General features: G+C 64.4%; 15 protein-coding genes. 8 read left to right on the forward strand and 7 right to left on the reverse strand.

Going from position 1 to position 11,946, the window contains the following annotated elements; translation table 11 throughout:
• Nucleotide 1 precedes the first annotated feature (1 nt).
• Genes C4900_RS04015 through C4900_RS04045 form a run of 7 tightly spaced genes read left to right on the forward strand, consistent with a single transcriptional unit; the run spans nt 2 to nt 4,137 of the window.
• Complete coding sequence (locus C4900_RS04015) at nt 2–940, forward strand: TPR domain-containing protein (RefSeq protein ID WP_065968713.1); 939 nt, start codon at nt 2–4, stop codon at nt 938–940.
• Nucleotides 937–1,581, forward strand: a complete 645-nt coding sequence (gene ccmA, locus C4900_RS04020) for a cytochrome c biogenesis heme-transporting ATPase CcmA (RefSeq protein WP_065968712.1) — start codon at nt 937–939, stop codon at nt 1,579–1,581. Before C4900_RS04015 ends, ccmA begins: the two co-directional genes overlap by 4 nt.
• Nucleotides 1,578–2,261: a heme exporter protein CcmB gene (ccmB, locus tag C4900_RS04025; RefSeq protein WP_065968751.1), complete on the forward strand. Its 684-nt coding sequence runs from the start codon at nt 1,578–1,580 to the stop codon at nt 2,259–2,261. The genes ccmA and ccmB overlap by 4 nt, the downstream gene beginning before the upstream one ends.
• Nucleotides 2,222–2,998 carry a heme ABC transporter permease gene (locus C4900_RS04030; RefSeq protein ID WP_065968711.1) on the forward strand — a complete coding sequence of 259 codons (777 nt, stop codon included), beginning with the start codon at nt 2,222–2,224 and terminating at the stop codon, nt 2,996–2,998. Before ccmB ends, C4900_RS04030 begins: the two co-directional genes overlap by 40 nt.
• Complete coding sequence (gene ccmD, locus C4900_RS04035; protein ID WP_065968710.1) at nt 2,995–3,180, forward strand: heme exporter protein CcmD; 186 nt, start codon at nt 2,995–2,997, stop codon at nt 3,178–3,180. Before C4900_RS04030 ends, ccmD begins: the two co-directional genes overlap by 4 nt.
• A complete protein-coding gene (gene ccmE, locus C4900_RS04040) occupies nt 3,164–3,607 on the forward strand; it encodes a cytochrome c maturation protein CcmE (protein ID WP_065968709.1) in 444 nt (147 codons plus the stop codon). Before ccmD ends, ccmE begins: the two co-directional genes overlap by 17 nt.
• Nucleotides 3,604–4,137, forward strand: a complete 534-nt coding sequence (locus C4900_RS04045) for a DsbE family thiol:disulfide interchange protein (RefSeq protein ID WP_065968708.1) — start codon at nt 3,604–3,606, stop codon at nt 4,135–4,137. The genes ccmE and C4900_RS04045 overlap by 4 nt, the downstream gene beginning before the upstream one ends.
• Before the next feature lie 163 nt (nt 4,138–4,300).
• On the opposite strand, the gene C4900_RS04050 is transcribed toward C4900_RS04045, so the two are convergent.
• Nucleotides 4,301–5,110, reverse strand: coding sequence for a hypothetical protein (locus C4900_RS04050; protein ID WP_147267116.1), 810 nt, complete (start codon nt 5,108–5,110; stop codon nt 4,301–4,303).
• A 711-nt stretch (nt 5,111–5,821) separates the two neighbouring features.
• Here C4900_RS04050 and C4900_RS04055 point away from each other — a divergent pair.
• A complete protein-coding gene (locus C4900_RS04055) occupies nt 5,822–6,352 on the forward strand; it encodes a MerR family DNA-binding protein (RefSeq protein ID WP_233431935.1) in 531 nt (176 codons plus the stop codon).
• Here the strand turns inward: C4900_RS04055 and tetH are convergent.
• The 6 genes from tetH to msrB all read right to left on the reverse strand — a co-directional run bounded on the left by tetH (nt 6,337) and on the right by msrB (nt 11,941).
• Nucleotides 6,337–7,119, reverse strand: coding sequence for a thiosulfate dehydrogenase (gene tetH, locus C4900_RS04060; RefSeq protein WP_065968706.1), 783 nt, complete (start codon nt 7,117–7,119; stop codon nt 6,337–6,339). The genes C4900_RS04055 and tetH overlap by 16 nt on opposite strands.
• A 96-nt stretch (nt 7,120–7,215) precedes the next feature.
• On the reverse strand, nt 7,216–7,821 hold the full coding sequence (locus C4900_RS04065; RefSeq protein ID WP_065968705.1) for a nucleotidyltransferase family protein: 606 nt from the start codon (nt 7,819–7,821) through the stop codon (nt 7,216–7,218).
• On the reverse strand, nt 7,818–8,798 hold the full coding sequence (locus tag C4900_RS04070; RefSeq protein ID WP_065968704.1) for an XdhC family protein: 981 nt from the start codon (nt 8,796–8,798) through the stop codon (nt 7,818–7,820). The genes C4900_RS04065 and C4900_RS04070 overlap by 4 nt, the downstream gene beginning before the upstream one ends.
• Nucleotides 8,795–10,924: a xanthine dehydrogenase family protein molybdopterin-binding subunit gene (locus tag C4900_RS04075; RefSeq protein WP_170132401.1), complete on the reverse strand. Its 2,130-nt coding sequence runs from the start codon at nt 10,922–10,924 to the stop codon at nt 8,795–8,797. Before C4900_RS04075 ends, C4900_RS04070 begins: the two co-directional genes overlap by 4 nt.
• A complete protein-coding gene (locus tag C4900_RS04080) occupies nt 10,908–11,375 on the reverse strand; it encodes a (2Fe-2S)-binding protein (RefSeq protein ID WP_065968749.1) in 468 nt (155 codons plus the stop codon). The genes C4900_RS04075 and C4900_RS04080 overlap by 17 nt, the downstream gene beginning before the upstream one ends.
• A 92-nt stretch (nt 11,376–11,467) precedes the next feature.
• A complete protein-coding gene (gene msrB, locus C4900_RS04085; RefSeq protein WP_065968702.1) occupies nt 11,468–11,941 on the reverse strand; it encodes a peptide-methionine (R)-S-oxide reductase MsrB in 474 nt (157 codons plus the stop codon).
• Nucleotides 11,942–11,946: the final 5 nt, after the last annotated feature.

The raw sequence follows: 11,946 nt of genomic DNA on the forward strand, positions 1-11,946 counted from the left end.
TATGTTCGTCATTATCATGTTGTCGGCGTTTCTCGCCTTGTTTGCGGCGTGGTTTCTGACGCGCCCCATCAAGGGGCGTGCCGCGGCCGAGGGCGACCGAATCGCCCTGGAACTGACGCGTGAGGAGACGCTGAAACAGCTTCGCGAAATCGAGTCGGACCGAAATGATGGGCGTATCGACGAGTCGGTGGCCCACGAGGAGACTGCGCGCCTTAAGTATACGCTGGCCCAAACCCTGCGGGCCCTGGAGGCGGGGAAGGCCACGGCACCGAGCGCCCCCGACAAGCTTCGCCGTCGCGGCGCGGTGTTGGTGAGTCTGCTGGTGGGATTGACGGTGGCTGCCGGTGGCATGGACTATTGGCAGAACAAGCCCGCGTTGCTGACCTTCGCGACGCTCAATGCCAAGGGGCGAGTCAGTGGTGTCCACGGCTTCCCGCCCATGGTCCTTAGCATGGTCGCCAAGCTTCGGCGCCACTTAGTCCATCATCCACGTGATACCGGCGGCTGGCTTGAGCTCGCGCGCGCCAATGTCGTATTAGGGGACCTGAAGGGTGCGCGTTCGGCCTATGCGCGCGCCTATCATCTCGCCCCGGACGATGAGGCCATACTGGCCAATTACGCATGGTTACTGTATTCCGCGCATCCGGCCAAGACCACCGGGCGAGTGTATACCTTGTTCCGTCGCCTCTATAAGCAGGACCCGCACCAGCAAGACGCGCTATGGTTTCTTGGGCTTGCCTCCTATAACCGCCATCATTTCCACAAGACCTTGATGTACTGGACGAGACTTCAGAAGGAGCTGCCCCCAGGCAGCAAGGCGCGCAGCGGTGTGGATACAGCGGTGAGCAAGATTCGTACGATTCTCGTGGCCGAGCATGGGCGAGCGCCCGCCGGTCTGGGCCAAGGCGCAGGGTCGCAGGCACCGGCGGCGACTCCATGAGTGACGCCCTGTTCGCTGTGCACGGACTGTCGTGCGTGCGCGGGGACCGGACGCTGTTTGCGGGATTATCGCTCACGCTCGATGCAGGCGAAGCCGTGCATGTACGCGGGCCCAATGGATTGGGGAAGACTACGCTACTACGGGCACTATGCGGGCTGTCGCGGCCGATGCGCGGGGAGATCCGCTGGCGCGGCGAGCGCATCTCGGATCTGGCCGAGGAGTTCACCGCCGAGGTCGCCTACGTCGGACATTTGAATGGAATCCAGGGCGAATTGACGGCGGCGGAGAATCTCCGGCTGGCAAGCCGCGTGTTCACGCGTCGGGGTTGCGCGGGGCAGAGCGAGGGCGAGGCCTTGGCGCGCGTCGGTTTGCGCGCACAGGCCGATCGCCCGGCGCGCCACCTGTCGCAGGGACAGAAGCGGCGACTCGCGCTCGCGCGATTGCTGGTGCTGCGTCGGCCGTTGTGGGTGCTCGATGAGCCGTTTACGGCCCTGGATGTGGCCTCGGTCGCGAGCCTGTCGTCTTTGATCGGAGAACACATGGCTGCGGGCGGACTGGCGCTGGTCGTGTCGCATCAGGCCTTCGACCTGCCGGGCATCCGGGATTTCGAGCTGGCCCGATATTGCAGGACGCGGCGATGAGCGGTGGGGTGTTGGGGGCCATGCGCGCCGTATTTGTGCGCGAGCTCCTGGTGTTTTGGCGGCGCAGTACCGAGATCATGGCAGGACTTGTGTTTTTTTTGATCGTCACGACGTTGTTTCCGTTGGCGATAGGACCGGAGCGTCGCGAGTTGATGCTGGTGGCCCCGGGGGTACTGTGGGTGGCGGCATTGTTAGCGACCACCCTGTCCCTGAATCATCTGTTTGCGAGCGATTATCAGGATGGTAGTCTGGAGCAGCTACTCATGAGTCCTTATCCTCTGTCGGCGATGGTGCTCGCCAAGATTGCGGCGCATTGGGTGCTGACGGGTCTGCCGCTTGCGCTGTTGTCGCCGCTGCTCGCGATACAGATGGCATTGCCGACCAAGGCGATAGGAACGCTCGTCGGTTCCCTTCTGCTGGGTACGCCGACTCTCACTTTGATCGGCGCGATCCCGGCTGCCCTTACGCTCGGGGTGCGAGGGGGTGGGGTACTGGTTTCCCTGCTGGTGTTGCCACTGTATACTCCGGTCCTGATATTCGGCGCCGAGGCGGTCGCCGCATCCGCGGGTCAGGGCTTCGCGTCGGTTGCGCATTTATCGTTACTGGGGGCGTTTTTGGCGCTGGCTTTAAGTTTTGCCCCATGGGCAAGTTCAGCGGCCTTGCGTGTGTCACTCGATTGATGAAACTCATTCACAAATACGGGGCGCCCAAGCGGTTCTATGAACTCGCAGGGACATTGACCCCGTGGTTCGCGGCCCTGACGACGTTGTTGTTCGTATCGGGTCTCTATCTCGGGTTGTATTGGGCGCCGCCTGACTACCAGCAGGGCAATGCCTATCGCATCATGTTCGTCCATGTGCCGAATGCGTGGATGTCGATGATGGCCTATGTGGTTATGGCGGTGTTTGCGGCCGCCGGCTACATCTGGAACATTCGTCTGGCCGATATTCTTGCCAAGGTGACAGCGCCACTTGGGGCATCGTTTACCCTGACCGCGCTTGTGACGGGGTCGTTGTGGGGCAAGCCGATGTGGGGAACCTATTGGGTATGGGATGCCCGCCTCACCTCGGAACTCGTGTTGTTTTTCCTGTACGTGGGTTATATGGCGCTCCAGGCGAGCATCGATGATCCGCGCCGCGCGGCCCATGCGAGCGCCATCTTGGCGATCGTGGGGGTGGTGAATGTGCCGATCATTCATTATTCGGTCTATTGGTGGCATACCCTCCATCAGCCGGCATCGCTGTCCCTGACCGGTCAGCCGAAGATCTATATCACGATGCTGATTCCGCTCATCATCATGTCGCTTGGTTTCATGTTCTTTTATCTGACCATGCTGTGTGTGCGCGCGCGTAGTGAGATCCTCTGGCGCGAGCGCCGCGCGGACTGGGTGCGCAAACTCATCGAGTCGCGGTCATGAGCCTGCCAGGATTTCTGCAGATGGGGCGCTTTTCCGTGTTTATCTGGGCGGCCTATGGCTTCGCTGGTCTCATGGTCTTTTTGAATATCGTGCAGCCCTTGATCCAGAAGCGCCGGGTGTGGGAACGGCTGCGCCGTAACCGGGATGACGACGAGGAGGATGTCCATGAGGAAGCAGAATAAGAGGCTCATATTCGTCCTAGTCGGGCTGGCGGGTGTGAGCGTCGCGGTGTGGTTGGTATTGACGGCGTTCCGGCACAACCTCGTGTTCTTCTATTCCCCCACGCAGGTCTTGGAGGGTAAGGCCCCCAGTCACGGAGTGTTTCGTTTAGGGGGTATCGTCGAGAAGGGCAGCATCAAGAAAGATGGGCTGCATACGACCTTCACGGTCACTGATCTGCGCCACAGTATGGTGATCCACTATACGGGCATCCTTCCGGACCTTTTCCGGCAGGGGCAGGGCGTGGTGGTTCAGGGTCGGCGCGTGGGCACGACGACGTTCTTGGCAAGTCAGGTACTCGCCAAGCATGGTGCCAACTACATGCCCCCGGACGTGGCCGCGGAGTTGAAGCGCTCAATGGCCGCCAAGGCCAAGGCGGCGCTATCGTGAAGAAGTTCCTGATCCCCGTGGCGTTGTTCATCGCCATCGGGGTAGCGCTAGGGCGCGGTTTGTTCTTGAACCCCACCTACATTCCCTCGCCATTGATCGGCAAGCCGATGCCGGCGTTTTCCTTACCATTGGCGGCGACCCCGAACGTGGATCTGACCAATGCCGACCTGAAAGGACACGTGACGCTTCTGAACGTCTTTGCGTCATGGTGTGTGAGTTGCAAGCAAGAGATGCCAAACCTCATGCGGCTCCACGCCCTGCACCTCGTACGGTTGGTGGGTGTCGATTACAAGGATACCCCCCAGGGCCTGCACCACTACCTGGATGCCTTCGGCGACCCGTATTCGATGATCGTCACGGACAAGCGCGGGATGACGGCGATCAATTGGGGTATCTATGGCGTCCCCGAGACCTTCGTCGTCAATAAGCAAGGGATCATCGCCTACAAGTTCGTAGGCCCCATCAGCTACCGTAAGCTCCACGCCAAGCTGATCCCCATGGTGAAGCGGCTAGAGGCGCAACCCGCCTAAGTGTCAGGGCTGGCAAGAGCGGCATTCAGTCGCCCGGCATGCGGCTGCCGGCAGGCGCGCGGGCTAACCTAGGCCTTGCAGCCGGCATGCCACGGCGACATCGCCGGTGACAGGCCTGCCGATTAGTCAGTCGCCCCTATAACCGATCGACCCTTGGGGTGCCCTAGCGCCCCAGGCCGAGGCCGGGCTCCGCCAAGGGCGCAATGACGCCCACATGGACGCGATAGGGTGTCCGGCCGGTAAGCGCGAGCAGTGGGCCGTGCATGAACACCGCCTGCCAAAAGGCGTTTTGCAGGCCCGAGTTCGAGCAATGCGGTCGCACCATCTGGCGGACTCGGCCGCTGGGCGAGAGTATCAGTACGGCGGTACATACGCCGGTTGGGAGTCTGACCGGCCTCCCGGTCTTGAGGATCATGGCGCGCTCCAGGGCGACGCGCACCAGGCGCAAGCGTCTGGCAAGCGCGTCGCTGGCGGCCTGGGAATCGGGTATCCAGGCAGGCCCCGAGGCGGTGCCGACTCCGGGTCGCGGGAAAGGACCGCCGTGCGGGACCGGGGTCAATTGCGATCTGGCTGCGGCCTTGATCTGACGCATCAGTTGTTGTCCGGCAGGCGTCGTCTTGAAGTCGCCACCGCTCATTTGTGCAATCACGAGGGCGCGCCATTCACCGGGCGTAGCCCCAAGGAATGCGCCCATGAGGTGGCACAGGCGGGGCGCGAGCCCGAGCCCGAACAGCTGCTGGGGGCCGCGCGCCAATTTTTGCATCAGGGTCAGCGAACAGTGGATGCGCATTTGCCGCAAAAAGCGGCGGGGTGGGTAGTCGTGAGGGACGCCGGATTCCGGGCCTCGTGCTCGGCAGTAACGCTGGGCGATCGGGCAGGGATTGGCGGGTGTCGGCGAGCCGACCAAGGCGGCGACGGCCGACGTCGTTGCGCAAAGCCATAGAAGCCCGGCGAACACCCGTGCAAGGCCCATGTCTCCTCCCTCGCCGCGATTGCGGTCTTTTACATAAGGGTAGACGGCGCCGGACCCGGCGGCAAGGAAGGTCCGGCGTGGACGTCCTCTCCCCTTGAAGAACGGGGAGGATGTCCGCGGCCGAAGCGAGCCTCACCCTCGCTTACGGGTAAGGGCCGTTTCGATAGCGGACCAGGGCCTGGAGGCGGTTCTTTGCCGGCCCCAAGGCCGGCAAACCGGCCCATGATCGGCGAGGTGACGATGACCGGCAGGGCGCGGTCATGGCAAGATACGAAGAGGACCACGCAGGGCGAGCGCAGACCGGCCGTCCCGGGATGCCGCCCACCGACCGGCGCGCCCGCGCGCTCCGGCCGTGGGGATGTCCTGCTGCGGGGTATCCCGGGCGATGTCCTGCCCGGGTGTGCTGTTGTTCCACCGCAGGGCAGGCTGTCGGGTGCGTCAGGTCAGCGCAAGAGGGGGCTATCGGGGCGCGATCGGGACGGGATGTGTCACCGGCGGCGCTCACCATGCTGGCACCGCCCCGTCCCCGAACAGGGCTTACCCCCGTAACGGTCCTGTCTGGGGCGCGAGTCCATCCGGCCACAGCGGCGGCCTTAAAGGGTGTCCTGTGGCCGCCAGGACCGTGACGCCGGTCTGATAGGAAGGGGTCTGTAAGACACCGGGGCTATAAAAGGCCTCGGGCGCATGTTCGCTTTTGACAGGGGCAAGTCCGTGGCAGAGCGCAGAGAAAAGACGGCAGGAATGACGATCGGCGATCTCGCACAGGCCGCCGGTGTCTCGGTCGAGACCATACGATTTTATGAACGCCGCGGTCTCATCGATCAGCCCCCGCGCCCCTATGGCGGGATCCGCCGTTACCCGGGGCCGCTCGTGCGTCGCATCCAGTTCATAAAGCACGCGAAATCCCTGGGTTTTACGCTCACTGAGATCAGCGACATGCTGGCGCTGTCGGCCGACGATCCATCGACCTGCGGCGAGATCCAGCGCCTGGCTCAAGGCAAGCTCGCGCTGCTGCGCGAGAAGCGCGAGGCGCTATGTTTCATGGAGTCGGTGCTTGAGGCCTTGCTCGCCGACTGCCGGCGCCACACCGACCATTCCTGCCCGATCCTGGAGGCGGTCGAGGAGGGAATAGGGGGGCGCCCGGCAAAACGCCGCGCTCCCGGGAATAAGGGCCCGTTTATCAGAAAGCGCCGTAAAACCCCGCCGTTATTGTGGGCGGGGAGCAGTCACTTGGCGTATTGAAAGCCGGCGAGCTCGAGTTGCGGCAGTGTCCCCACGATCCCGGGGGTGAGGACCACCCCCGGGATGAGGTGGTTAGTGAATTCCGCGGCCATGCGTTCATGGCTCAGATGGTCGGGGTTCACACCCTTTTTGTGGAGTTTCATGGTGAACTCCCAGACCTCGTTGTGGCAGCCGAGAAACACCGCCCCTCGCCGCTGCAATACCGGAATGCTGTTGTCGTAGGGGGAATACACGCCCCTACTATCTTCGTAGTCGCGCGGATTGGCGTGCGCGGCCGCGGGTTCGTTGACGAACTTGTTGGTCGGGACCTTGCCCTTCGTGAACCGGCCTAGATGATACTTATCCCAGATATAGGCATCGTAGAGCGCAAGGTGGGCCGACCCATGGGTTGCCGAGACGCACAGGAAGTTCGGATGCCCGAATGACCAGATCTGGGTATTCATGGCGTTACGCATGAGATTGAGCCAGGGACTGGCAATGGCGGTATTGTCCCAGACCTGGCGCGGGCTGCCTTGGTAGCGCAGCACCAGATCCAGGGCCGCACTGTCCCATTGATCGCGATGGGTGAGGATCATGGGGACGGTCTTGAAGTCGCGGTGATACGGCGCCCGCGCCAGGGCCATGGTGAGCTCGTGCAGGCTGTGTGCTGATGGCGGTTCTAAGTCCGGTAGCGCAGTGGTGCGCGCGGCGGCCCCGCCGGCAATGGCCGCGCCGATCGCGGTTGCCCCCGCCTGTTTGAAGAGATTACGTCTCGTCACCATGTTCATCCCTCCTTCTTGGATGCTGCGACAATGGCCAAAAGAGGCGCCTATTATCGGGCACGACACGCGCCGCCCGGCAGCGCACAAAGCCGGATGTGCGGCCTAGCCCCGGGCACTGTCGGCGGATCGCGGGTCGCGGTTTGCGGTGAGGCGTGCTAGGTCCTCGGGCGCATCGATATCGGTGAGGATGCCCGAGTCCGAGCATGGCACCTTGACCACGAGATGGTGGTGCGCCTTGATGAGCGCGAGTGCCCCGATGTCCCCTGCGAGGGCGCCGAGCTGTGGCCCAAGCGCCCTCGCAAAACCTACTGGATGGCCACGGCGCCCATGGAAATAGGGGGCGGCGATGATCGCCCCGAGACGCAGCTGGGCGGCTACCGCCTGAGCAGTCTCCGCCTTTATGTAGGGCATGTCCGCCAATGCCACCAGCCACCCCGTTGAACCGCCGGTCATGCGGACGCCGAAGGCCAGCGATGCCCCCTGGCCGCCGTGTGCATCCGGGCAGCAGATGATTTCGAATCCGGTCTCGCGGAGCTGGGCTGCCAGTGCCAGATCATCGGGTCTTATGACCGCCACTGCGCGATCCACCGCCGCGCGCAGGGCGCGCGCGCTGTGCACGGCGAGCGGCACGCCATCCAAGGGCGCGACGAGCTTGGGTGATCCGAAACGCCGGCTACGGCCAGCGGCCAACAGTAATCCCGTGATCATGAATGAGCGACCTCCTTGGTGACGTGGAAATGGATCCGTCCATGCGTTTCGCAACGTTTGTAGCTCACCAATGCCGCGGCTATGGACACGGCGATTTCGGCCGGTGTGCGGCTATGGATGGCAAGCCCCGCCGGCCCCTGGATACGCGATACCGTGGCCGGATCGAGGCCGAGACCCAAGAGTCGCGCACAGCGCCTGGCGTGGGTCGTCGCCGAGCCCAGCGCCGCCACATAGTAGGCCGCGCTCGGGGCCGCCGCCCATAGACCCAGATCGTCGAGGCGCGGGTCATGCGCAAGCGTCACGACCGCGGTACGCGCGTCGGGTTGCAGGGCCATCACGGCATCATCGGGCATGGCCTCGGTGACGGTGGCGAGCCCTGCCGGAAAGCCTGCCCGGTGTTCGGCGCGCGGTTCACTCACGGTGACCGAGTAGCCGAGGCTCAGCGCGATTCGTGCCAGATGGATGCTGATCGCATCGGCGCCTACCAAGAGTAGACACCAGTCGGGGCCGTAGATTCCCTGCCAGAGATGGCCCGTCCATCGGCAGGATTCGCGCGCCGATGCCGTTGCCAGGAGCGGCCGGCCGCCCACCGTATCGATCGTACGGCGGACGCACGCCCGGGCGCCCAGGGCCGCGAGCCATTCGCGGACGTGATTGGGGTCGGGATTGTCCTCGATCAGAAACTCGAGGCGCCCGCCGCAGGGCAGATCAAGCCCGTCCGCGGGTCCGGCGGTGATCACCGCTACGCGCCGTTCCTTGATTCGCCCGGTACGTGTCTTGATCCAGGAGCCAAGACAGGTCCCGGAGAGGGTGCCGGCCTCTTGGCCTTGCGCGTTCAAGGCGTACAGGGCGCCGGCCTCATAGGGGGCGGAGCCGTAACTCTGGACCACCGTGGCGAGCCTTACCGATAGTCCCTGCGCCTGCCAGTGGCTTAGCGCGCCGAGTACCGCGCCATCTCCCCGATCGGCGGTCGTCATGGCAAGGCCTGAGGGAGCGGTAGGGTGCGATAGCGGATGCCGCTCGCCGCAAAGATGGCATTGGCCAAGGCCGGCGCCAGCGGAGGAACGCCCGGTTCGCCCATGCCGCGCGGGGGGGCGGCGCCCGGCAGGATATGGATGTCGACAGGGGGCATCTCGTCGATGCGCAGCAGCGGATAGCTGTCGAAGTTGCGCTGTTGTATCCGGCCGTTTGCCACGGTGATGGGTCCCTTCAAGGCCGCCTGCAGGGCGAACGCGACCGCACCTTCGATCTGCGCGCGCACGATGTTGGGATTGACGACGAGCCCGCAGTCGCAGACACAGACCACGCGCTCGATGCAAAGCCTGTCTGAACGTATCCTGACCGAGACAGCCTGGGCCATGCTAGTGCCAAACGACCTATGGACGGCGATCCCGAAACCCTGCCCGCGGGCCCGCGGACGGCCCCAGCCGATGATATGCGCGACCGTATCCAGCACGCGCCGCTGCTCGTGGTCGCCGGCCAGGAGCGTGCGGCGTAGTGCCAAGGGGTCGCGGCCGGCGGCATGGGCGAGTTCGTCGATGAACGATTCCTTGACGAACGCAGTATAGGAATCGGCCACCGAACGCCAGAACCCGACCGGTATCTGGGTGTCTCGTTCCACGTAGTCGATCTCGATGTGAGGGATACGGTAGGGCATGCCTATGGCCCCGCCAACGGCGGTCGGGTCCACACCGTTTTTGATCGCGGATGGATCACGTGTGCGCATGAGTGAGGCCGCGACGATCGTTTGCTGCCAGGCTATGGGTAGGCCTGCGGCATCCAGTGCACCGATCAGGCGGTGATAGCTGTAGGGGCGATAGAAGTCATGGGTCATGTCCTCGGTGCGAGACCACACCACCTTGACAGGATTTGGCACGGTCTTGGCCAGGGTCACGGCATCGGCCACGAAGTCCTGCTCGAGTCGTCGGCCAAAGCCGCCGCCGAGCAAAGTGGTATGGCAGACGACGCGTTGTAGGGGTAGGCCCGTCAATCGCGAGGCAGTAATCTGAACGCCGGTCTGGGCCTGCGTCGGCACCCAGATCTCGCAAAGACCATCGTGGATGTGGGCCGTACAGTTCATCGGCTCGAGCGGTGCGTGCGCGGCGTAGGGGACCTCGTAATCGGCGGCGATGACGCGCGCGGCATCGGCAATCGCGGCGTGTGCATCGCCCCGCCGCTCGGCGATGGCACCCCGGCTTGCGGCCGCCTGCCGATACTCGGCGCGGATCGCCGGCGTCGACAGGCGCGCGTAGTCCCCCTTATCCCAATGAAAACGGACCGCATCCAAGGCCTTCCAGGCCGTCCAGGTATCGGTCGCCACTACGCCGAGCCCGCGATCGACGCGCGCCAGGGCCAGTACCCCGGGCAGACCCTGCGCCGCGCGCGCATCGTAATCGCGGAGGTGACCATTTACGGTCGGCGGTCTACGTACCGCCCCGAGCACAAGACCGGGCCTTTGCACATCGATGCCGAAGATCGCCTGGCCGGTGGTCTTGGAAGGGGTGTCGATGCGTGCCAGCGGCCGCCCGATCAGGCGAAAGCGCCGTGGCGACTTGAGAGGCGGTTCGCGCGGTACGCGCAAACGCGCCGCCGCGTGCGCCAGTGTGCCATAGGGGAGGCGCCGGCCATCTGGTAGCAGGACCGCGCCGCGCGCGGTGTGCAGATGGATCATGGCGATGCCGGTGCGCAGGTTTGCGGCGCGCAGGAGCATGAGGCGCGCGGCCGCCCCCGCCACGCGCAGCGGCCGGTAGCTCGAGGATACGCTGGTGCTGCCGCCGGTGGCCTCCGCGCCCAGGGCGGGATTGATATAGGCGCGGGCCGCGGGCGCCTGCGCGATCTGCAGGCGTTCCCAGTCGGCGTCGAGTTCCTCGGCCACGAGCATGGGAAGCGCGGTCATGACGCCCTGTCCCATCTCCGACTTATCGACCACGATGACCACCGTGTCGTCGGCATGAATACGGATCCAGGCGTTGGGCGTAAAGACCGATGGCCCACGTACCCCGCGAGGCGCGATCTCGGCTTTGGCGACACGCGTGTCGAGGGCGAGTACGAACCCGCCGCCGGTCAGGGTCGCGACCTTCAGGAAGTCACGACGCGTGATCATGATCGCAGGCCCGGGCGGCGCGGTGGATGGCCCGGCGGATACGCGCATAGGTCCCGCAACGGCACAGGTTGCCGGCCATGGCGGCGTCGATCTCGCGGTCGCTCGGGTGACGATGGCGCGCCAATAGCGCCGCGGCACTCATGATCTGTCCCGACTGACAGTAACCGCATTGCGGGACATCCTCCGCTACCCACGCCTTTTGCACGGGATGCATGCCGTCCGAGGACAGGCCCTCTATCGTAGTGATATGGCGGCCGGCCAGGGATCCCACCGGGAGTATGCAGGCGCGTAGGGGTGCGTGATCGACATGGACCGTACACGCCCCGCACACCCCGATACCGCAACCGTACTTGGTCCCGAGGAGCCCGCATTCATCGCGGATCACCCATAAGAGAGGTGTATCCGGCGATGCCTGTATTGTCCTTTCGATCCCGTTGACGACCATGCGCATGGCATCTGCCTTCTGTGGCCAATCGTCAGTCTAGGGTGTGGAGCGGGCTGTACCAGGGACCTTCGGGCCTGGCTGCGATGTGCGCCGTGGCTTTACGCGTCGCGCTCCTCGTGATCGGCCCGCGCGCCATCGGGCATGAAGCGTAACGACACGGAGTTGACGCAATGCCGTTCGCCGGTCGGGGCCGGCCCGTCGGGAAAGACGTGCCCGAGATGGCTCTGACAGCGCGCGCAGCGGATTTCGGTGCGTGTCATGCCGTGACTGGTATCAGTGAGGCGTGTGAGATGGTCGGGATCGAGAGGCCGCGTGAAGCTCGGCCAACCGGTGCCCGACTCGAATTTGTCCTCGGACCGAAAGAGCGGCAGTGCGCACAGCCGGCAGACGAAGGTCCCGACACCGTGTTCATCGAGCAGGCCGCCACAAAATGGCGTCTCGGTGCCCGAGGCGAGCAGCACTCGCCGCTCCTCGGGGGTGAGGTCTTTCACGCGCCGCTCGTAAACGACGGTGGGCAGCGGCGAGAGGTCGTAACCGGACGCCGAATAGCGCTTGGATGTCTCATCATTCATGGGTC

Origin of the sequence: Acidiferrobacter thiooxydans, from assembly GCF_003333315.1 — a bacterium.
GTDB classification, from domain to species: Bacteria; Pseudomonadota; Gammaproteobacteria; order Acidiferrobacterales; family Acidiferrobacteraceae; genus Acidiferrobacter; species Acidiferrobacter thiooxydans.

Bases quoted from the DNA above. Each gene is read 5' to 3' on its own strand.
- C4900_RS04050 (WP_147267116.1), bottom strand. From the start codon at position 5,110: ATGGGCCTTGCACGGGTGTTCGCCGGGCTTCTATGGCTTTGCGCAACG.
- ccmD (WP_065968710.1), top strand. From the start codon at position 2,995: ATGAGCCTGCCAGGATTTCTGCAGATGGGGCGCTTTTCCGTGTTTATC.
- C4900_RS04075 (WP_170132401.1), bottom strand. From the start codon at position 10,924: ATGATCACGCGTCGTGACTTCCTGAAGGTCGCGACCCTGACCGGCGGC.
- ccmB (WP_065968751.1), top strand. From the start codon at position 1,578: ATGAGCGGTGGGGTGTTGGGGGCCATGCGCGCCGTATTTGTGCGCGAG.
- C4900_RS04080 (WP_065968749.1), bottom strand. From the start codon at position 11,375: ATGCGCATGGTCGTCAACGGGATCGAAAGGACAATACAGGCATCGCCG.
- C4900_RS04015 (WP_065968713.1), top strand. From the start codon at position 2: ATGTTCGTCATTATCATGTTGTCGGCGTTTCTCGCCTTGTTTGCGGCG.
- C4900_RS04065 (WP_065968705.1), bottom strand. From the start codon at position 7,821: ATGATCACGGGATTACTGTTGGCCGCTGGCCGTAGCCGGCGTTTCGGA.
- ccmE (WP_065968709.1), top strand. From the start codon at position 3,164: ATGAGGAAGCAGAATAAGAGGCTCATATTCGTCCTAGTCGGGCTGGCG.
- tetH (WP_065968706.1), bottom strand. From the start codon at position 7,119: ATGAACATGGTGACGAGACGTAATCTCTTCAAACAGGCGGGGGCAACC.
- msrB (WP_065968702.1), bottom strand. From the start codon at position 11,941: ATGAATGATGAGACATCCAAGCGCTATTCGGCGTCCGGTTACGACCTC.
- C4900_RS04070 (WP_065968704.1), bottom strand. From the start codon at position 8,798: ATGACGACCGCCGATCGGGGAGATGGCGCGGTACTCGGCGCGCTAAGC.
- C4900_RS04030 (WP_065968711.1), top strand. From the start codon at position 2,222: ATGGGCAAGTTCAGCGGCCTTGCGTGTGTCACTCGATTGATGAAACTC.
- ccmA (WP_065968712.1), top strand. From the start codon at position 937: ATGAGTGACGCCCTGTTCGCTGTGCACGGACTGTCGTGCGTGCGCGGG.